The sequence below is a fragment of the Gordonia sp. (in: high G+C Gram-positive bacteria) genome, assembly GCF_047600385.1.
Taxonomy (GTDB): domain Bacteria; phylum Actinomycetota; class Actinomycetes; order Mycobacteriales; family Mycobacteriaceae; genus Gordonia.
In genome coordinates this window covers 2,134,087-2,154,252 of record NZ_JASGKZ010000001.1, presented here as the reverse complement: position 1 = coordinate 2,154,252, position 20,166 = coordinate 2,134,087, and the positions used below count along the sequence as shown (strand labels likewise).

15 protein-coding genes and 1 pseudogene are annotated in these 20,166 nt (G+C 69.8%); 9 read left to right on the top strand and 7 right to left on the bottom strand.

Going from position 1 to position 20,166, the window contains the following annotated elements; translation table 11 throughout:
• Positions 1–69: 69 nt before the first annotated feature.
• The 4 genes from QM809_RS09520 to QM809_RS09505 all read left to right on the top strand — a co-directional run bounded on the left by QM809_RS09520 (position 70) and on the right by QM809_RS09505 (position 5,585).
• Positions 70–3,009: a DEAD/DEAH box helicase gene (locus QM809_RS09520; protein WP_415045542.1), complete on the top strand. Its 2,940-nt coding sequence runs from the start codon at positions 70–72 to the stop codon at positions 3,007–3,009.
• 13 nt (positions 3,010–3,022) lie between these two features.
• Positions 3,023–3,841 carry a hypothetical protein gene (locus QM809_RS09515; protein ID WP_415045541.1) on the top strand — a complete coding sequence of 273 codons (819 nt, stop codon included), beginning with the start codon at positions 3,023–3,025 and terminating at the stop codon, positions 3,839–3,841.
• 134 nt (positions 3,842–3,975) lie between these two features.
• Positions 3,976–4,905 carry an AurF N-oxygenase family protein gene (locus tag QM809_RS09510; RefSeq protein ID WP_415045540.1) on the top strand — a complete coding sequence of 310 codons (930 nt, stop codon included), beginning with the start codon at positions 3,976–3,978 and terminating at the stop codon, positions 4,903–4,905.
• Positions 4,902–5,585: a DUF4873 domain-containing protein gene (locus tag QM809_RS09505; RefSeq protein ID WP_415045539.1), complete on the top strand. Its 684-nt coding sequence runs from the start codon at positions 4,902–4,904 to the stop codon at positions 5,583–5,585. The genes QM809_RS09510 and QM809_RS09505 overlap by 4 nt, the downstream gene beginning before the upstream one ends.
• A 315-nt stretch (positions 5,586–5,900) precedes the next feature.
• Here the strand turns inward: QM809_RS09505 and QM809_RS09500 are convergent, their stop codons facing one another.
• From QM809_RS09500 to nrdF, 7 genes and pseudogenes are all read right to left on the bottom strand, one after another.
• Positions 5,901–7,364, bottom strand: a complete 1,464-nt coding sequence (locus tag QM809_RS09500) for a PH domain-containing protein (protein WP_415045538.1) — start codon at positions 7,362–7,364, stop codon at positions 5,901–5,903.
• Positions 7,361–7,852 (bottom strand): PH domain-containing protein, encoded by a 492-nt coding sequence (locus QM809_RS09495; RefSeq protein WP_415045537.1) that lies wholly within the window; start codon positions 7,850–7,852, stop codon positions 7,361–7,363. The genes QM809_RS09500 and QM809_RS09495 overlap by 4 nt, the downstream gene beginning before the upstream one ends.
• A gap of 287 nt (positions 7,853–8,139) precedes the next feature.
• Positions 8,140–8,673, bottom strand: coding sequence for a hypothetical protein (locus QM809_RS09490; RefSeq protein WP_415045536.1), 534 nt, complete (start codon positions 8,671–8,673; stop codon positions 8,140–8,142).
• Positions 8,674–9,104: 431 nt separating this feature from the next.
• Entirely contained in the window at positions 9,105–9,800 is a 696-nt protein-coding gene (locus QM809_RS09485) for an ABC transporter ATP-binding protein (protein WP_415045535.1), read from the bottom strand.
• Between the two features lie 36 nt (positions 9,801–9,836).
• A complete protein-coding gene (locus QM809_RS09480; protein WP_415045534.1) occupies positions 9,837–11,783 on the bottom strand; it encodes a hypothetical protein in 1,947 nt (648 codons plus the stop codon).
• A gap of 708 nt (positions 11,784–12,491) precedes the next feature.
• Positions 12,492–13,022 carry a hypothetical protein gene (locus tag QM809_RS09475; protein WP_415045533.1) on the bottom strand — a complete coding sequence of 177 codons (531 nt, stop codon included), beginning with the start codon at positions 13,020–13,022 and terminating at the stop codon, positions 12,492–12,494.
• 128 nt (positions 13,023–13,150) lie between these two features.
• Positions 13,151–14,144, bottom strand: a pseudogene (gene nrdF / locus QM809_RS09470) (class 1b ribonucleoside-diphosphate reductase subunit beta).
• A 247-nt stretch (positions 14,145–14,391) separates the two neighbouring features.
• Here nrdF and QM809_RS09465 point away from each other — a divergent pair.
• The 5 genes from QM809_RS09465 (at position 14,392) to QM809_RS09445 (ending at position 20,155) form a co-directional block, all read left to right on the top strand.
• The gene (locus QM809_RS09465) at positions 14,392–15,141 is read left to right on the top strand and encodes a lysostaphin resistance A-like protein (protein WP_415045532.1); all 750 of its coding nucleotides are present in this window, start codon (positions 14,392–14,394) and stop codon (positions 15,139–15,141) included.
• A 5-nt stretch (positions 15,142–15,146) separates the two neighbouring features.
• Positions 15,147–15,941: a type II CAAX prenyl endopeptidase Rce1 family protein gene (locus tag QM809_RS09460; RefSeq protein ID WP_415045531.1), complete on the top strand. Its 795-nt coding sequence runs from the start codon at positions 15,147–15,149 to the stop codon at positions 15,939–15,941.
• Between the two features lie 150 nt (positions 15,942–16,091).
• A complete protein-coding gene (locus tag QM809_RS09455) occupies positions 16,092–16,772 on the top strand; it encodes an HAD family hydrolase (protein ID WP_415045530.1) in 681 nt (226 codons plus the stop codon).
• Positions 16,773–16,894: 122 nt separating this feature from the next.
• Complete coding sequence (locus QM809_RS09450) at positions 16,895–18,304, top strand: DUF5690 family protein (RefSeq protein ID WP_415045529.1); 1,410 nt, start codon at positions 16,895–16,897, stop codon at positions 18,302–18,304.
• A 192-nt stretch (positions 18,305–18,496) separates the two neighbouring features.
• Positions 18,497–20,155 (top strand): serine/threonine-protein kinase, encoded by a 1,659-nt coding sequence (locus tag QM809_RS09445; protein ID WP_415045528.1) that lies wholly within the window; start codon positions 18,497–18,499, stop codon positions 20,153–20,155.
• Positions 20,156–20,166: the final 11 nt, after the last annotated feature.

Genomic DNA, 20,166 nt, shown 5'->3' with positions numbered 1-20,166 from the left:
AACTCCCCGGTGAACCGGGGCGGCGCGCCGAGGACGAGGACGAGGACGGACGAGCGAGCGGAGACCGACATGACCGTGCCAATGCACCGTGGCACACGGGTGCTTCCGCTGCGCGCCCTCTGGCGTCCGGGACTCGGTCTGCTGCTCTGGCCCGACGGCGCACCGTGCGACGCCGGGGAGACCCGCCCCCTCGGGGAGGTGGTCGCGCTTCCCGAGTCGGTGGCCGACCTGCTGGCCCGGCGACGCCTGCGGCACACCGTCGATCACACCGGCCCCGACGGCTCCCGCGCACTGCGCCGCGCGGTGGCCCTGGGGATCCCGACCGCCGTCGAACTGCTGGACCGCTGCGAACACCTGACCGTCGGCGGCGACCTCGCGTTCTACCGGTACCTCCTCGCCGGAGCCCGGGCCCTGCGCGATGCCGGCGCGGTGGTCCCGACCGTCCGGCAGACCGACGACGAGGCCGCGGTCGGATGGTGCCCGCTGCCCGGCGCCGCCTGGCGGAGCTGGCAGACCGTGGTGGCCGCGAGCGCTCCGCAGGCGCTGGCGGTGCACGGCGGCACGGCGGCGCTCACCGACTTCGTCGTCGAGGTGCTCGATGCGGAGTGCCGCCGCGCGCTGGCCGTCGAACGCGGCCGCTCGCGGGTCCCGCTGATCGACGGGCTCACCGCACCGGCGCCGGAGACGCTGCCGACCGGGGGCGCGAGCGCCGCGGCGGCGTGGCTGTCCTGGCTCGACACCGGGCGGCCGGAGGGCCCCACGCTGGTCCTGCGGCTGCATCAACCCGACGACGATCCCCCCGCCGAGGACTCCACCGGCTTCGACGCCGCACCCGGCACGGTCCATCCGCCCGAGCAGGAACGCTGGCGCCTGCAGGTGTGCCGTCGGCTCCCCGACGGCACCGTCGAACCGGTGGTGCCGCACCGCCTCGGCCCGCACGACCTCGATGCGCTGACCAGTGAACTGGCCGAGGCCGTCGGCGCGTTCGGCGAGCTCTCCCGGGCCGAGGCCGATCCGCACGACCTCGACTTCCTGCTGACCACCGCCCAGGTCGCCGACTTCTTCGCCGTCGGCGCGGCGGCCGTGACCGCGGCCGGCATCACCGTGCTCCTGCCCTCCGCGGTGGCCACGGTGACCCCGTCCCTGACCCTGCGCGGCGGCGCGGTCCCCGGCGGCGGCGCCCGACCCGGCCTGGTCGGACTCGACGAGATCTCCGATTTCGAATGGCGGTTGGCGCTCGGCGACGGCTCGGCCCCGCTCAGCCAGGACGACCTGGACGAGCTGGCCCGCCAGCACGGCGACCTGGTCCGGATCCGCGGACGGTGGGTGCGCGCCGAGGGCTCCGCGCTCTCCCGGGCCGCCGCCTTCCTCTCCGCCCGGCAGACCGCCCGCCGCACCGGCGGCGACGGCACCGCGCTCGATCTGGCCGAACTGATGAGCCTGATCACCGCCGCCGACGAACGACTCCCGGTGCCGGTGACCGGCGTCGAGGGACTCGGCTGGCTCGACGACGTCGCCGCGGGCGGGGTGATCCGGCCCGAACCGGTGGAGCCGCCGCCCGGGCTCACCGCCGTGCTGCGGCCCTACCAGCAGCGCGGCCTGGAATGGCTGCACGCCCTGAGCCGGATCGGCGCCGGCGGCGTGCTGGCCGACGACATGGGTCTGGGCAAGACCGTCCAGGTGATCGCCCTGATCGCCCGGCGGCGCGCCGACGATCCCGCCGCGCCGCCCGCGCTGGTCGTCTGCCCGATGTCGGTGATCGGCAACTGGCACCGCGAGCTGGCGCGGTTCGCACCGGGGCTCGGCGTCGTCGTGCATCACGGGCCGAAGCGCGATGCGGCGCGGTGGGCGTCGTCGTCGACCGACGTGGTGGTGACGACCTTCGCCACGCTCACCCGCGACCGCACACGGTTCGCCGACCACGGGTGGGACCTGCTGGTGGTCGACGAGGCCCAGCACGTGAAGAACGTCCGGACCGCCGCCGCCCGGGCTCTGCGGGCCCTGGACGTACGACGCCGGGTCGCGCTCACCGGCACGCCGGTGGAGAACCGGCTCGAAGACCTCCGGGCGGTGATCGACCTGGTGAATCCGGGGCTGCTCGGGACGGCATCGTCGTTCCGAGCCCGGTTCGCCGAGCCGATCGAACGCGAACGCGATCCGCGGGCCCTGGCGAAGCTGAACGCGCTGACCCGGCCGTTCGTCCTGAGACGGTTGAAGACCGACCCGGCGGTGGCCGCGGATCTGCCGGAGAAGTCCGAGCTCACGGTCCGGACCAATCTGACCGCCGAGCAGGCCGGACTCTACCAGGCGATCCTCGACGACCTGCACAAGGCGCTGGCGGATCCACGGCACGCGAGTCAGCGGCGCCGCACCGTGCTGGCCGCACTCACCCGGCTCAAACAGGTCTGCAACCACCCGGCCCACTACCTGGGCGACGGGTCTCCCATGCTGCGCCGCGGCAAGCATCGCTCGGGCAAGGTGGAACTGCTGGCCGACGTCACCACGACGCTGGTCGACGAGGGCGATCGCGCGCTCGTCTTCACCCAGTTCGCGGCGTTCGCCGCGCTGCTGAGCGAGTGGCTGGGCCCCGTGCTCGGCCGTGACGTCCCGGTGCTGCACGGCGGGCTCTCCCGGACCGAACGCGACGAGACGGTGACCGGTTTCGCCGCCGGTGACGGTCCGCCGGTCCTGATCGCGACGCTCAAGGCGGGCGGCACCGGGTTGAACATGGTCGCGGCCAATCACGTGATCCACGCCGATCGCTGGTGGAATCCGGCCGTCGAGGAGCAGGCCACCGACCGCGCCCACCGGATCGGCCAGACCCGGTCGGTCCAGGTCCGCAAGTTCGTGTGCGTGGGCACGCTGGAGGAGCGGATCGACGAGTTGATCGCGTCGAAGCGCGAACTGTCGTCCCTGACGGTGAGCACCGGTGAGAGCTGGCTCTCCGACCTCGGCGACGACGCCCTGTTCGACCTGCTCGCCCTCCGCGATGAGGCGGTGGGCGAATGATCCGGGGACGGCGATGACGGCGCGGCGCGGCCGCGCGCCGGTGCGCGGCTACGGCATCACCCCGTGGGGTCGGGCGTTCGTCGGCGTCGTCGAGGCCGGCGCCGACCATCGGCACGTGACGGGCGCACGACGCTACTTCCGCGACCACCACGTCGACGGTCCGACGATCGCGCCCGGGCAGATCACCTCCTCGGTCCGGGGCAGCCAGCTCGATCCGTTCGAGGTGATCCTGACGCCGCGGGTCGTGGATCCGGTCACCGTCGTCGAACTGCTGCGGGCGAGCGGCGAGGTCGAGTCGCTGCTCGCCCTGGCCCGCGGGGAGCAGCCGGCGGCGCTGGGCGAGCTGATCGCGCCGACGGAGTCGGCCGACGTGGCGTCGTCGTGCACCTGCCCCGACGAGGCTCCACGGTGCATCCATGTGCTGGCCACGGCGTTCGAGGTGGCGGCGCAGATCGACAGGCTGCCGGTCACGCTGCTGCGGGTGATGGGCACCGACCTGCCCGATCTGCTCGCACTCGCCCGGGACCGCTCCGCCGAGTCGTCACCCCGCTCCCCGAACCGGACGGCGGACCAGGACGACCCCCGCCTCCGCCCCCTGAGCCGGGCGACGGAGGAGCCCGAGTCGAAGGGTCCCCCGCCCGCCGTCTACTACGGCGACCACGCTCCCCTGCCGCCGCTCCCGGCCTTCTCCCCCGTCGACGCCCTGACCGCACTCGACACGACCGCCCTCCGCGCCGCGCTGCGGGCGTCCGGGGTGGGCGCCACGCAGCTGGCCGAAGCCCTCGACGACCTCGCCGAGCTGTACGCGGTCCTGCGCGACCGCGGCCGCTGACCTCCGGGCCCGACCGGGTTCCGTCGGCCCCGTGTCGCCGGAGCCCTCGACGATGCCATCAATCAATGGTTACATTGGTCATTGTAATAACGGCTTCTCCGCAGCCGGACGTCGACACGAAGGACCCTCCCGCGATGACCGTGACCGAGACCGACCGAACCGCCCTCGCGAAAGAGAACAGGGAGGCGCGACTGGGCGTGGCCCGCCGTCTCCTCAAGGGCTCGGCGAGCCGCTCCTACGACCCCGTCGTCGACATCGACTGGGAGGCCCCGCTCGTCGACGGCAAGTACTTCCTCCCGCCGCACGTCGTGTCCCTCTACGGCACCGATCTGTGGGAGGCGATGACCGAGGAGCAGCGGATCGAGTTGTCTCGCCAGGAGATGGCGAACATCATGTCCGTCGGCATCTGGTTCGAGAACCTGCTGAACCGGGCGCTCTTGATCAACCTGATGAAGGAGGATCCCGCCGCGGCCACCACGCACTACTCGCTCACCGAGATGGGCGACGAATGCCGGCACATGACGATGTTCGGCAAGGCGATCGAACGCACCGGCGCCCGCGCCTACGCCCTGCGCCGCTGGCAGCGCCGCACCATGCACCTGATCCCGGTCGTGATGCGCGGCACCTCGCTGTGGGTGATCACCCTGGTCGGCGAGGAACTGTTCGACGCCCTGCAGCGCGAGATCAAGGACGATCCCGAACTCCAGCCGATGGTCTCGCGCGTGATGCAGATCCACGTCACCGAGGAGTCCCGGCACATCGGCTTCGCGCGTGACGGCGTCATGCGCCGGATGCCGCTCCGGTCGAGGTTCGAGACCTTCGTCGCCGCCACGATCCACGGCCTCGCCGCACCGATCTTCCGGACGCTGTTCACCAACCCGGAGATGTACCGGAGGGCGGGCCTGGCCGACCCCGGGGAGGCCGCGAGGATCGCTCGGGCGAATCCGCACTTCCACGCGGCCCAGATCCTGTCGTTCGAACCGCTGTCCACCTTCCTGCGCCAGGCCGGACTGATGAACCGCTTCAGCGAGTACATGTGGAAGCGCGCGGGGTTCCTCCGGTGACCGTCATCGCGCTCCGGGGGACGTCGGCGGCGATCGAATCGGTTCGCCGCAGACTCGGCGACTCCCCGCTCCCCTTCGCTCTGGTCGCCGATCCGAGCACCGCCGACCTGGTGGTCACCGACGCACCGGCTCCGGAACCGAACCATCTGGGAGTCGCCTCGACCGAGGCGCCGAACACGTTCTTCGTCCAGGACGCGTCGGTCGACTACGTGGTGGCCGCGCTGACCGAGGCGCACCTGATCGACGCACACGGCGTCGCCGTCCGGCGCCCCGTCCAGTCCGGCATCTCGGTCTACCAGCAGAAACCGCGACGCCGGCGATTCCGTCGGACCAGGCCGGCCCGGTTCGACCCGATCGACTACGACTGGACCACCGACGAATCGGTCGAGACCGAGGTGTTCGACGACGACGTGGTGGTGACCGTCGGCGCCGAGGAGTTCACCGCGCGGCTGCGCGCCCGCGGGCACCTCGACGGCAGCGACGGACACTTCCACTGGGCGGGCACGCTGTACGGCGAGCAGGCGCACCGTCTCAAATCCGCCGGCAAGTCGCGCGCCGGAGTGGCCCTGCCGGGCGGTGATCCGGTGGCCGCCAAGATGACCGAGATCACCCAGTGGGGCACGGTCCGGATGACCGGCGTGGGCGTCCCCCCGTGGTCCGCGGTCCCCTCCACCGCGTGAGGTGAGCGATTCCCGGCGGCCGAGCCTCCCTCACTCGAACCTCCCTCTCAGGTCGAACCCTCCCTCACAGGTCGAACCTCTCGCGCAGGTCAAGCCTCCCTCGCAAGTCGAACCTCCCTCGAAGGTCGAGCCTCCCTCGATCATCGAGCCTCCTTCGATGATCGAGCGGAGTCGAGATCCCCCCTCGGCGCTCAGAAGGTGGTCTCGACTCCGCTCGACCGGCGAGACGCGTGCGGCTCGGGGGGATACGGGAGGTTCCGGCGCGGACCGCCATCTGGATGCCCTTCCCCCCCCGGGACGTCTGAGAATCGCGGTTCAGCGTCGGCCGCGCACCCGCCGGATGTGCAGGATCCGCGTCAGGAGGTCCTGGGCGTCGTCGACGGCCAGGTCCCGCGCGATCACCTGTGCCGGACCCGCGACCACCGCGATGTGCACGTTCGCCAGGCCGAGGGCGCGCTGCACCGGCCCCTGCGTCATCCAGACGCCCTGGACGTGGCGCCACGGCACCACCGCGTCCTTCTCGCTCCACCGGCCCCAGCTCGCCGTGATCACCGCCGCGGACAGCGCCACGTCCTGCCGTCGCCAGTCGATCGGGGACACCCACCGCGCCTGGTCCGGCGAACGCCAGCGGGCGACCGGGGTGCGGTCCCCCGTCGCGATCCGGTCCAGGATCGCCGCGGAGGTGTCGACGACGGCGGCGGCGGCGTCGACCGCGACCAGGGTGGTCTCACCGGCCTGATCGTCGCCCCCGCCGTACCCGGCGATGGACGAGCTCAGCTCGGCCCACGTCCTCCCGCGCCAGAGGAACGGCCTGCGCACCCGCAGCGCGTGGATGCGACGCAGCGGGATCGTCTGCTTCCGGGTCGACGCCAATCCGGCGGTCACCGTCAGCCGCGCGTCGTGATCGTCGAGCGTGAGCGTCTGCCGCCAGAACCGGTCGAGCGGAACCCACAGCAGTGCGACGGCACCGCCCAGCGCGACGATCCCGCCGAACAGTCCGCCGCTGATCCCGGCCAGCACCGCGCCGCCCAGGACGCCGAGCGCCCCCACCGCGAAGGAACGCACGATCATCTCGATCAGCGTCCCGGTCGGGATCGGACCGTTGAGCACCGGGTCGGGTGCGGGCGGTCGCGGGCGCCGGGTCTCACCCGCGACGCCGCCGAGCATCGCGGGGTCGGGGATGCCCGGCGTGGACGGCATCGGACTTCCCGGTGCTCGCGTCTCCGCCGCGGGGCCGCCCGGCGTCCGCTGCGGTCCCGCACCCGGGTGCGGGGTCCGGGTGGCGGCCAGGATCTCCGCGCGCACCCGCTCCAGGGCCGGGACGTCGAGGTAGCCGATCACCAGCGCCGAGTCGGCGCCGCCCGCGGTCTCGACGGTCAGTTCGCCCAGGCGGAAGAGTCGCGCGATCAGCGGTCGCCGGATGTCGACCGACTGCACGCGGTCGTACCGGGCCGAGCGCCGCTGCCGGGCCACGATGCCGTGACCGATCCGGATCTCCTCGTCGTCGAGTTCGAAGAACCTGGCGCGCCAGCTCCACGCCGCGAGCGCGCCGACCAGCACGACCGTGCCGACCACGATCAGCGCCGTCACCGCACCGGCCGCCACGGTGACACCGCCCATCGCGGAACCGATCTCCGAGATCAGCGCCGTCAGCCCGGCACCGGCCTGGACCACCAGCACGACGGCCAGGGCGATCACGGCCTTCCATGCGCGCAGCAGCGGGGTCAGCGGATGCACTCGCAGACGACCGGCCCCGATGTACCGCGCCGGTGCGGTCACAGTCCTTCCATCCGGACGCGGGCCGCCTCGGACAGGCGGGCGCGGAGGGCTTGGGCGTCGTCGCGGGTGAGTCCGTGGATCTGTGCGTCGGACGTCGCGCTGGCGGTGTGCAGCTTCAGCGTCGCCAACCCGAACAGGCGCAGGAACGGACCCTCCTCGAGGTCGACGAACTGGATGCGGCCGTAGGGCACCACCGTGACGCCGCGCCACAGGATGCCCCGCGCGACCACCAGGTCGTCGCCGAGTTCGGCGTAGCGATGCGCATCGGCGCGACGCGTCGCGATCCACAGCACGACGACCAACGCCACCGCCAGGGCCGCGACGACGAGCCACATCCACCAGCCGACGAACAGCGCGGCGATCACCGCGCCGACCAGCGGGAGTCCGGCCCACCCGAGCGCGGACACCTGCTCAGCGGTCCGGTAGCGGGGCGACATCGGCGTCAGCGCCGACGAACGCGGATCGAGGTAATCGACGGGTGCGGTCATGCCATGAGTTTAAAGACAGCGGCCCCGCACCGGTCCTCTCCGCCGCACCGGCAGGTCGACGACGCGACGCCTCCGCGCTCCGAGAACGGACACCGGCCGCCAGAGCGAAGGAAAGGGCATATCACCCTCCTTGTCACGCTGGCGGCCGGTGTCCGTCGGCCCCTCGCCGGTCGGCCTCCCCTCACCGGTCGGTCTCCCCCCGCCGGTCGGTCTCCCCTCGCTGGTCGAGCGGAGTCGAGACCACAGATCTCGATCGCCGAGAGGAACTCCATGCACCAGAAACTCGGCTAAGCGCCGTCGACCGGCACCCCGTACGACCGGAACGCCGCGGCGACCTCCTCGATTTCCGGCGACACATCGCTGTCCCACGGAATCGAATGCTGGGCGGCCTCTTTCGGGATACCGAACTTCTTGGCGATGAGTGCGGCCATGAAACGGAATCGGCCGGGCACCGGCGAATCGATCAAGAGCCAGTGGTTGTCGGCGCCCCGACCCCGTTCGACGCGGTAGTAGACCCCGCGGACCTGCTCCCAAGAGAGATCGAGACTGCCGCGGCCGTTGCGGACTCCCGCCTCGTCGATGATCAGCGGTACCGCGTCGCGCCGCTTCATGATCAGGGCCCCGACCGGGAGCACCCCGAAGAGGAGGAGACCGATCACACCGAACAGCACTTCCCCGCCCATGATCAGCAGGACCGAGAAGATCGCGAAGACCGCCGGCACCACCATCAACAGGAAGACGTTCCGGGCGGTGCCGAGACGTCGTCGTGCCTCGAGCCGCACCGGCCGCCCGGCCGCACCCATCGGATTCTCCTGGTTCATGACTGCTGTTCCTCCCGTTCGCGGTTCATGACCCTGAGAAATATGCCCGGATTACCCCCCCCCCCCGTCAAATCTCGGGTTCGTCGTGCGATGAGACGGGTGGTTCCCGGTGGCCGACCGGGGAACGACGAACCACCGCCTGTTCGTCGCGTGTCTCCGTTCGATCATCGAAGACTCGGCTCATCGCCGTCGACCGGATCCCGTCGCTCTCCGCCGGCTGAGCCCGGGCGCGAACGAAGTGAGCGCCCGGTGTCGAAGCCCCCGCTCTCGATTCGAGCACACTCGACCAGTGGATCGTGCCGGAGGTTTCGACACGGCTCGTCACTGCGTTCCTCCCCGGTCCCGGGAGCGGAGGGGACCCCGTCGTCCGCCCCGACCCCGCATATCCGTGCAGGTCGGGAAGGATCACCAGGAATCACTCATCGCGGGGGTCACGACGAACTCAGCACCTCGGAGAATCCCGCGCCCTCGGTCAACGACACGACGGCATCGCAGTGATCGACGACCCACCGGACGTGACTCGCGACCAGCACGCTCGCCCCCGACTCGGCGAGGGCACGCAGCGAGCGCACCACCATCTCGGAGTTGCCGCGATCCAGGGCCGCGGTGGGTTCGTCGGCCAGCACCACCGTGGGGCGCCTGGCGAGAACCCGGGCGAGCGCGACTCGTTGTTGCTGACCGCCGCTGAGTCGATGCACCTTGTCACCCCCGCGCCCCTCCAGGCCGACTCGAGTGAGCATCTCGTCGGCGAGCGCCCGGAACGTCTTCCGACTCACGCGGCCGCGGACACCGATTCTGATGTTCTCGTAGACCGATTCGTTCTCGATCAACGCGAAATCTTGAAACAGGTAGCCGATGCTGTTCGCCCGCACCCTCCGGAGACCTCGCGCACCGAGTCCGGTCACCGCTGTTCCGTCGACCACGATGGTGCCGGAGTCCACCGAATCGATGCACCCGATGCAGTTCATCAGCGTCGATTTCCCGCTGCCGGACTCACCGATCAGTGCGACCATCGATCCGGAGGGAACGGAGAAGGAGACCTCGTCCCAGATGGTACGACCGGAGATGGATTTGCGAACATTGTCAACAGTGATCAATGGATGTTCTTCCGAGAGTAGGGGCCGCACCCGGCGGGTACGAATTCGAAGATGCCTGTTCGACGACTACGTCGATCGGGGAATTCGGGCCGATCCGGTGGCCGCGCTCAACGCCACGACCGTCCCCGCGAGGAGGACCACCGCGATCAGACTCACCGATTGCGGAGTGATTTCCGTGAGCTCGAGTTCTGGCGAAAACCTCCTGACGGGATCGTCCCGCTGCCGCTTCTCGACAATCATTCGATCGACCACCCACCAGGAGACGCCGGCCGGAATCAAGAGCTGCCACACCCACAGCCGACGGAACCGCCGCAACCACGTCTCACCGTGTACGAACTCCACCCACAACCGCTCCCGGTGACGCACCACGCCGACCGCAGCGAGTGCCACGGCCATGAACATCGCGAGAAGAGCCGACAACGTCAGCGCGGCGACCCGCAGCACCAGATCGTTCTTCGCCGCCCGACTGACCGAACGCCACTCGGCCGCAATCGTGTGCGAGGATCCGATGAAGCTCGCATCGATGAACCGATCGATCGACTCGGGCGTCGTGAACATGATCGTATTCACCGATGCGGCCGCGGCGATCTCCGAGTCCGACTGATTCAGCAGGAGCGAATCGGGCACCACGACCAGGAGTGCACGGGAGATCCATAGACGCTGATCGGCGAGCGGCGACCAGGTGAACACCTCGGTGTCCATGCGGCGCGACACGCAGGGAGTCGCGCATCGCCCGTCCTGGGGATGCTCCGGCTGAGCATGTGCGGTGAACGTATCGAGCGCCGTCCCGCGGTGGGTGGAGTCGATCGCGACGGTGGCGTTCTTCGGCGCCGCGGCGATCTCCCGCCGAACGGCCCGGTTGACCGATCTCATGGCGGCGGCCCGGTTCATGACCACCACCGGGAAATCGATGTCGGCGAGAGCGTACACCCACGCCGGATTGACATTCGACCAGAGGATTCGCCCGGCGGCCGCCGCATCCCGAATCGAGGCCGCCAAACGCGGATCGTCCACTTCGCTCGCCGCCTCATCCCGGGCTCCGATCAGATAGAGGCCGGAAACGTCTTCCCGTCCGCTCCAGCCGTCGGCCTCGGCGCTGCGTGCCGCGACCGCCGACGCGCTGTCGACGACCACGGGCACCGACGTCACGAAGACCGCGGCGACAGCCGCGTACAGGAGCACCGCCGAAGGCATGATCCATCCCGACATCACTTTGCCCTTGATGGTGGCGACGATCGGCGTCGACCGGACGAGGACCGTTCCGGCGACGGCCGACAGCAGAACGGCGACACCGAGGATCGCCGCGACGATGAGCCAGTAGCGCACGAACCCCGAGGCCGTGTACCGCTTGGCGATCACTATGCCGATACCGATGAGCACCGTCGTCGCACCGACGTATCCCGCCCAGGAGCACATCACCAGCCGAAGATCTCGACGCAGCGTGCGGAGCAGCCCGGCACCGTGCAGCGACTGAATCGCCGATGCCCGACTGTTCAGCACCGACGAATAGAACATCAACGCCGTGCTGATCGCCAGTACGCACAGCAGCCCGGAGGCGAACGCACTGCTGAGCAGTACCTGAACCTCCAGCGACCCCAACGATCGCCCGGCGTATCCAGATCGATCGACGAGTTCCACGAAGGCGTTCCTGGTCTCCGAGTCCTCGAATCGATACGTCTGGCGATAGTCTCCGCTCGGCAGCGCCGACAGCGGGTACACGTCGATCCGCAGTCCGGGAGTCAGCGTGTCGTATCCGTGTGCCAACCATCGGCCGCCGACCCCGCCGGGGGCCGCATAGACCGAACGCCGCCCGTGCTCGATGAGCTCGACAGCGACCAGCGAATCGCGCTCGACCGACAGCTTCTCCACCGATCTCACGAACTCCCGCTCGGCGATCCCTCCGACGGTGTTCGTCACCTGATACACGTCGAGCGATGCGGCGATTTCCGCGGATTCCCGGTCCAGCGCAGCATAGATCCCCAGCAGCAGAGAGGCGACCGCGGCGATCGACACCGCCAGCCGAGCCGGAATCGATGGGCTCGCCCGCATAGCTCTCTCCCCTACCCGAGAACGGAAGACCCGCCGGGGGCCGCAGCATCCAGAACTGCCGCCCTCGGCGAATCTCGATCAAGACGTCAGCACTTCCGGTGATACGACTCGTCGCCGGTCCGTTTCTTCGGCATGAGCCGCCCCCGCACTCGAGACACCGATCGCCGACGCGACCATCTCCACCGCGATCTTCTTCACTTCTCTCTCGATTCCCCGACGGATCGAGCCCGTCGATCGACATGCCGTAATCGAAATCACTGAACGATGTTCAGCAGGTGAACAGTAACCCACCTCATTCGATCTCGACTATGCGATGAATCACATCTCCGGGATTGAAAAGAATTCTCTCTAATGCCTCATGCTCACATCCGGAAATAGCCCCCTACGGACATCCATAAAAGACACACACATGCATATTCATTTCACCGAAAACCGCCCCGGAACATCTCATGAAACACATCCGAGGAAATGTCGTAGAACCTCACGAAACGATGAGTGCGATATGCGTCGACGGCGAACGGCATCACCGGTCGGCGTCCCCTCGCCGGTCAGCGCCCCTCGCCGGTCGAGCGGAGTCGAGACCACCGCCCGCGTACCGAATGATCTCGACTCCGCTCGATCACCGAAGAACGCGAATCGGTCGCCGAAGAAGCCGATCCCCGACGGGATCGGCTAAGCGCCGTCGACCGGCACCCCGTACGACCGGAACGCCGCGGCGACCTCCTCGATCCCCGGCGACACGTCGGCGTCCCACGGAATCGCGTGCTGGGCGGCGTCCTGCGGGATGCCGACCAGCCGGGCGCTCAGACCCGACAGCACCCGGAACCTCCCGGGCACCGGCGAATCGATCGCGAGCCAACGATGATCGAGGCGGCCGGCACGCTGCACCCGGAAGTGGACGCCGCGGATCTGGTCCCACGAGAGGTCGAGGGTGCCGCGCCCGTTGCGGACGCCCGCCTCGTCGAGGATCAGCGGCACCGCGTCGCGGCGCTTGATCACCAGGGCGGTCACGGCGCCGCCGCCGAAGAAGACGACGGCGGGCGCGCCTCGCAGCACATCACCGGTCGCGATCAGAGCGACCCCGATGACGACGAAGACCAGCGGGATCACCATCAGCAGAAGGACGTCGCGGGCGACGAGTCGTCGTCGCGCCTCGATCCGGACCGGTGCACCGGCCGCACCGGTCGGATACTCCTGATTCACGATTCCTCTTCCTCGGCGTGCGCAGCCGTGCCGAGCACGTCGGCTGCGCCCTCCTCCGATCCCCGAGCCGGAGAGGAACGCAGCGACGAGCCGAGTCGAAGGGTCTTGCGGGGAACGCTCGGACGAGACTAGAAGTCCCAGTCCTCGTCTTCGGTGTTGACGGCCTTGCCGATCACGTACGAGCTGCCCGAGCCGGAGAAGAAGTCGTGGTTCTCGTCCGCGTTCGGCGAGAGCGCCGACAGGATCGCCGGGTTCACGTCGGTCTCGTCCTTCGGGAACAGCGCCTCGTAGCCCAGGTTCATCAGGGCCTTGTTGGCGTTGTACTTGCAGAAACTTCTTGACGTCCTCGGTGAGCCCGACCTCGTCGTACAGGGCCTCGGTGTAGTCCGACTCGTTCTCGTAGAGGTCGTACAGCAGCTCGAAGGTGTAGCTCTTGAGCTCCTCGCGGCGTTCCGGGGTCTCGGTCTCGAGGCCGCGCTGGTACTTGTAGCCGATGTAGTAGCCGTGCACGGCCTCGTCGCGGATGATGAGGCGGATCAGGTCGGCGGTGTTGGTGAGCTTGGCGCGGCTGGACCAGTACATCGGCAGGTAGAAGCCCGAGTAGAACAGGAACGACTCCAGCAGCGTCGAGGCCACCTTGCGCTTGAGCGGGTCGTCACCGCGGTAGTAGTCCATGACGATGTGCGCCTTGCGCTGGAGGAACTCGTTCTCCTCCGACCAGCGGAAGGCCTCGTCGATCTCCTTGGTGGAGCACAGTGTGGAGAAGATGGAGCTGTAGCTCTTGGCGTGCACCGACTCCATGAACGCGATGTTGGTGAGCACCGCCTCCTCGTGCGGGGTGGTGGCGTCCGGGATCAGCGAGACCGCGCCGACCGTGCCCTGGATGGTGTCGAGCAGCGTCAGACCGGTGAACACGCGCATGGTGAGCTGCTTCTCGTGTTCGGTGAGCGTGCCCCACGACGGGATGTCGTTGGACACCGGCACCTTCTCCGGGAGCCAGAAGTTACCGGTGAGCCGATCCCAGACCTCGGAGTCCTTCTCATCGGGAACGCGGTTCCAGTTGATCGCGCTGACGCGGTCGACGAGCTTGATGGGTGCGCCTTCGGCGGGACTGTGCGACATGACACCTCAGGTTCGACGAGGCCGCCCGGAGACGGCCGTTGACATACGAAAACCACAGTACGACATGCGGCCCGAACCCCATCTATTGCGTCACGACGATCCCTCGACCCCAAGATGGTGTGTCCCGACACCTTTTCGGCGAGGCACGGCCCGGACCCCGTCCCGGATCCGTCCGGGCCGGATAAACTCCCAGTTCACGTCGACTCGTTCACATCGTCGACGGCAGAGCCGACGACCGAGGGGTGACATGCGCGACACCGCGTTCAGCACGGCGGGCGCCCGCCTCGTCCGGCGCCGCGTCCGCTACTACTACCTGCTGATCGCGCTCATCACGGTCATGTTCGGCGCCGAGATGGTCATGCACTTCACCCAGGCGTTCTCGCCGCCGTCGCGCTGGATCGTCGCCGGCACCGCGGTGACCGCCACCGGCCTGGCCATGGGATCGGGGCTCACGGTGCGCGACCTCGGCCTGGCCCGGGACACGGTGCGGCGCGGCCTGATCTGGTCGGCGGTGATCGTCGGCGTCGTGGTGCTGGTGATCGGCGCGGGGCTGGCGATCCCGTGGACGCGCGAGTTCTTCCACAACGACTCGTATCGCGATCTCCGCAAAGCGCTCGTCTCGGCCTTCGTCCTGATCCCCCTGCTCACCGCGATCCCCGAGGAGCTGCTGTTCCGCGGGGTCCTGCTCGGCGCCCTCCTGAGACGGCACTCGGCGCGGGTCGCCGTCGGCGTCCAGGCGTTGCTGTTCGGTCTCTGGCACGTGGTGTCCTCGACCCGGCTCGCCGCCGACAACCAGGGCATCGGCGACACCGTCGGCAGCGGCGCGGCGGGGGTCGCGCTCGGTATCCTGGGAGCCGTCGCGTTCACCGGGATCGCCGGCGTGATCTTCGGCCGGCTCCGCGTCCGCACCGGAAGCCTGATCCCCTGCGTCGCACTGCACTGCGTGGTCAACGGCACCGGCGCGGTGGCCGCGGCCCTCGCCTGGCAGATCGGCTGACGACAATGCGCACCCCGGGACCCGGTGACCGGATGCGGCGCCCGGCACCGCGGAACGACGACGCCGACCCCGTTCCGGGACCGCTCGCCCCGACCGTCCTCGCCCCCGCCGCCCTCGTCGCGACGATGTTCGGCGCCCAGGCGGTGACGCACCGCACCGACGCGCCCTGGTCGCCGTGGCTGATCGCCGCGGTGGCGGCGGCCGCCACCGCGGCGGCCGTCGAATCCGGCCTGTCCACCGAGGAACTCGGCCTCGACCCGCACGCGCTCGGCCGCGGACTCGGCTGGTCGGCCGGGGTCGCCGCGACCACCGCCGCCGGGATCGCCGCGGGTCTGGCGATCCCCCGGGTCCGCGGGCTCTTCCGCAACGAGGACTACCCCGATCTTCCCGGCGCCCTCCGCGCCGCGCTCGCCGAGATCCCCCTGCGGACCGTGCTCCCGGAGGAGATGCTGTTCCGCGGGGTGCTGCTCGGTCTGCTCCTGCGCACGTACCCCGCCCAGACGGCGGTGCCCGTCCAGGCCGCGCTGTTCGGGCTCTGGCACGTGGCCGGATCACTCGATCTGGCCGCCGCGAGCCCCGGGATCGGTGACGCCGTGGGCCGCGGCCGGGCGGGCCGGGCGCTCGGTGCGGCCGGCGCCGTCGTCTTCACCGGTGCGGCCGGAATCGTCTTCGGGCGGCTCCGCGTCGGCACCGGCGGTCTGGCACCCGCCGTCGCACTGCACTGGGCGGCGAACGGGGCCGGTGCCGTCGCCTCCGCCCTCGCCTGGCGTCGGCACGCCGCCACGCGGCACCCCGGGTAGGACGCGCCGCCGACCGGTACGCGATCCTCGGCGCACCGACACCTCACCGCACCGACACCCCGTCGGCCGCGGCGCATCACGCGCCGTTCACCTCGGGCGGTCAGCCTGAGCGGGTCCCCGTCCAGGCCGACCGAAACGAGACGTCGTCCCATGCCCGATTCCGCCCGCGCCGCCGGCCCCGCCGCCGTGTTCTTCGACATGGACGGCACCCTCGTCGACACCGAACGGCACTGGCACACCGCGGCGAACGAGGTGGCCGCGGCTCTCGGCCGGCCGCTGACCGACGACGACGAGCCCCACGTGACCGGCAGACCGACCCGCTACATGGCCGAGTACCTGGCCGGACCGCAGCCGGAGCGGGGCGCCGTGCAGAGCATCTCCGATCGGCTCATCGCACGTTTCACCGAGCTGGTCCGAGCCGATTCGACCGCGCTGCCGGGGGTCCCGGAGCTGCTGCGGTCGCTGGCCGAGCACCGGGTGCCCGCCATGATCGTCTCCGCCTCTCCCCGCTCGGTGATCGAGATCGTCCGCGACGGGCTCGGCGCCGCGTACTTCGTCGACGTGATCGGCGAGGAGGACACCGCCGAGTCCAAGCCCGCACCCGATCCGTATCTGGCGGCGGCGGCGCTCCTCGGCGTCGACCCCGCCCGGTGCGTCGCGGTGGAGGACAGCCGGGTCGGCACGGCCTCGGCCCTGGCGGCCGGCTGCCGGACCGTCGTCGTGACCGCCGATCCGACCGTCGTCGAAGGCCCCGGTCTCCTGGTCCGGACGTCGATGTCCGACGTCGACCTGCCGCTGCTGACTGCACACGCGGCCGCCGGACGTCGCTGACCACGACAGTTCCAGCAATATATACCGATCGTTCGGTCGGCGGAACGGGCGGCGTCACCCGGGATCGGAATCGTGAGGCGGAGAGAGCGAACCGCGCTCTGCCCGCCTCCAAGGAAAGATCGATGACTTCTCCGACCTCTCCCGGCGCGTCGCCGCACGCGCCGACCCTGAATCCAGAACCCTCTCAGTCATGGCTGATGACCCGCCTCGAACGCGCGAGCACCCTGGCGTTCGTCGTGTTCGGCGGGCTCACGGCGTTCTGCGTGTACTTCTCGATGTACGCCTTCCGCAAGCCGTACGCCGCGTCGAAGTACGAAGACGCCACCCTGCTCGGCTGGGACATCGACTTCGGCTTCAAAGAGACCCTCGTCATCGCCCAGATCCTCGGCTACGCGCTGTCGAAGGTGATCGGCATCAAGGTGATCTCCGAGATGCAGCCGAGCCGCCGCGCCCCGGCGATCCTCGGTCTGATCGGCATCTCGCTGCTGGGTCTGATCCTGTTCGCGGTGCTGCCGATGGACCTCAAGTTCCTCGCGCTGTTCGTCAACGGCCTCCCGCTCGGCCTCATCTGGGGCCTGGTCTTCGGTTTCCTGGAGGGACGCCGCACCACCGAGATCCTCGGCGCCATGCTGAGCGCGAGCTTCATCGTGTCGTCGGGCATCGTGAAGTCGGTCGCCGTGTGGCTCATGAACTCGGGGGTCTCCGAGTTCTGGATGCCCGCCGCCACCGGCGCGCTCTTCCTCCCGGTGCTGTTCATCAGCGTCTACGCGCTGTCCCAGCTGCCCCCGCCGACCGTCGACGACATCGCGGCCCGCACCCAGCGCCTGCCGATGGACGGCGCCCAGCGCAAGGCCTTCCTCGGCAGGTACTTCCCCGGTCTGGCCCTGCTCGTCGGCGGATACATCCTGCTCACGGTGTTCCGCGACTTCCGTGACGACTTCGCGGTGGAGATCTGGGCCGATCTGGGCAAGGAGGGCGATCCCACGGTGCTCACCCAGAGCGAGATCCCGGTCGCGATCATCACCCTGATCGCGTTCGGCTGTCTCGTCATGATCCGGAACAACCGGCTCGCATTCCTCACCATCCAGGGCATGAGCCTGCTCGGCGCGGTCCTCATGGGCGTCACCGCACTCGGCTACGTCGCCGGCGTGGTGTCCCCGCTCTGGCTGATGATCGGCACCGGCGCCGGCCTCTACATCGGTTACATGCCGTTCGGCGCCATGCTCTTCGAGCGGATGATCGCGGCCACCAAGACCGTCGCCAACGCCGGATTCCTGATCTACGTCGCCGACGCGTCGGGGTATCTCGGCACCGTCTCCCTGCTGGTGTACAAGAACTTCTTCGCCGCCGACGTCCCCTGGCTCACGGTGTTCCTCACCGGCGCCTTCGTCACCAGCGCCGTCTGCATCGTGTTCTTCATCCTGGCCATGGGCTACTTCCGCAAGAAGGTCGACGACGACGAGACGCCGGCGGCCGTGTCGGCTCCCGCACCCGATCCCCGGCCCGCCGGGATCCCGGTCGGCGCCCGCTGACACCGTTCGACGACGGGCCGACCGATCCTGCGGGATCGGTCGGCCCTCGTCGTTCCCGAACGGTCGCGGAACGTCGTACGTCCGGAGGACAACGGCGTGGCTGAGCCACCCGATGTCACCGGTCCGGCATACGATGACCACCGTCGTACAGGAGGAGATGGCACATGGCGGATCAGCAGTCGAACAGGGTCGGTGAGACGTTCGGCCCGTACCGGCTCGAAGTCTCTCCTGGGCAAGGGCGGCATGGGCGAGGTGTACCGCGCCCACGACACCGGGCGCGACCGGACCGTCGCCCTGAAGCTGTTGCCGCCGCACCTGGCCGAGGACCCGACCTTCCAGGAGCGGTTCCGCCGAGAATGCCGCACCCTGGCGCGGCTCGACGAGCCGCACGTGATCCCGATCCACGATTTCGGCGAGATCGACGGGCAGCTGTACCTGGACATGCGGCTGGTGAAAGGCGGGGATCTGCGCGGGGTGATGCGCGACCGCGGCGCCCTGGAACCGGCCGAGGCCGTCGCCCTGATCGAGCAGATGGCCGCCGCCCTCGACGCCGCACATCAGGCCGGTCTGGTCCATCGCGACGTGAAACCGGAGAACGTCCTGATCACCGGCGCGGACTTCGCCTACCTGGTCGACTTCGGCGTCGCCCACGCCGACACCGACACCCATCTCACCCGGACCGGGACCGCGGTCGGTTCGGTGGCCTACATGGCGCCGGAGCAGTTCGAGGACGGCTCCGTGACCGCGGCCGCGGACGTCTACGCGCTGGCCGCCGTGCTGTTCGAGCTCCTGACCGCACGGAAGCCGTACCCGGGCGAATCCATCTCCACCATCACCAAGGGCCTGCTCTTCGACCCGATCCCGGTCGCGAGCCGGATCAACCCGGCCATCACCCCGGCGATGGACGCGGTCCTCGCGTGGGGCCTCGACAAGGATCCCGCCCGGCGCTGCCCCTCGGCGCTCGGACTCGCCGAGGCCGCCCGCGCCGCACTGTCCGGTGAGCGCCCGCCCACCGTCGGCGAGTCCGAGACGGGACTGATCGGCGGCGCCGACAGCGGCGCGACCGCCATGGTGGGCAACAGCGGTCTGACCGCCGCGGCCCCGCAGACCCCCGCCGCCGACCGCTCGTACTCCGGGCCCACCGTCGCCGGTCCGGGAGCGATCGACCTCTCGAAGTCGAATCCGGCGAACCCCGTCGTCTCCGAGCACTCGAACCCGGCCGTCGCCGTACACCCGTCGAGCCCGTCGAATCCGGCGTACCAACCGACGACGGCGGCCCACCTGCCGCCGACGGCCCCGCCGACAGGGCCGATGATGGGGCAGCCGGGGCCGATGGGGCAGCCGTACGGGTACTACGCACCGCCGCCTCCGCCCCCGCAGCGCACCAGCACCACCAACATCCTGCTGATCGCCGTCATCGTGCTGATCCTCGGCGCCCTCATCGGCATCGGCGCCTGGGTGATCGCCGACAAGTCGGGTTCGAACGACGATGCCGTCGCGGCGACGGCGCCCGGCGACGCCACCACGACGGTGACCACCGTCGACGGGACGACGACCACCTACACCACCACCCAGACGCCCACCCAGACCTGGACTCCGAGCTCCCCGCCGTCGGACAACCAGCCGTGCTCCGGTTACACCGGAGTCGGTACCGGCTACCCGCAGTGGACCGGCTGCGAGTTCGCGGCCAACGTGCGCGACGCGTACGTCCGCAGCGGCGAGATGGGCGGATCGCGCACGGTCAACGGCTGGGCGCCGCAGCAGCAGCGCAACTACGTGATGACCTGCGGCCCCTACCAGGGCGTCATCGCCTGCCGCGGCGGCAACCAGGCCGTGGTCTACATCTACTGAACCGGAGACGT

Coding starts and splice junctions, on each gene's coding strand:
- QM809_RS09520 (WP_415045542.1), top strand. CDS start 70: ATGACCGTGCCAATGCACCGTGGCACACGGGTGCTTCCGCTGCGCGCC.
- QM809_RS09515 (WP_415045541.1), top strand. CDS start 3,023: ATGACGGCGCGGCGCGGCCGCGCGCCGGTGCGCGGCTACGGCATCACC.
- QM809_RS09510 (WP_415045540.1), top strand. CDS start 3,976: ATGACCGTGACCGAGACCGACCGAACCGCCCTCGCGAAAGAGAACAGG.
- QM809_RS09495 (WP_415045537.1), bottom strand. CDS start 7,852: ATGACCGCACCCGTCGATTACCTCGATCCGCGTTCGTCGGCGCTGACG.
- QM809_RS09490 (WP_415045536.1), bottom strand. CDS start 8,673: ATGAACCAGGAGAATCCGATGGGTGCGGCCGGGCGGCCGGTGCGGCTC.
- QM809_RS09465 (WP_415045532.1), top strand. CDS start 14,392: ATGCGCGACACCGCGTTCAGCACGGCGGGCGCCCGCCTCGTCCGGCGC.
- QM809_RS09460 (WP_415045531.1), top strand. CDS start 15,147: ATGCGCACCCCGGGACCCGGTGACCGGATGCGGCGCCCGGCACCGCGG.
- QM809_RS09455 (WP_415045530.1), top strand. CDS start 16,092: ATGCCCGATTCCGCCCGCGCCGCCGGCCCCGCCGCCGTGTTCTTCGAC.
- QM809_RS09450 (WP_415045529.1), top strand. CDS start 16,895: ATGACTTCTCCGACCTCTCCCGGCGCGTCGCCGCACGCGCCGACCCTG.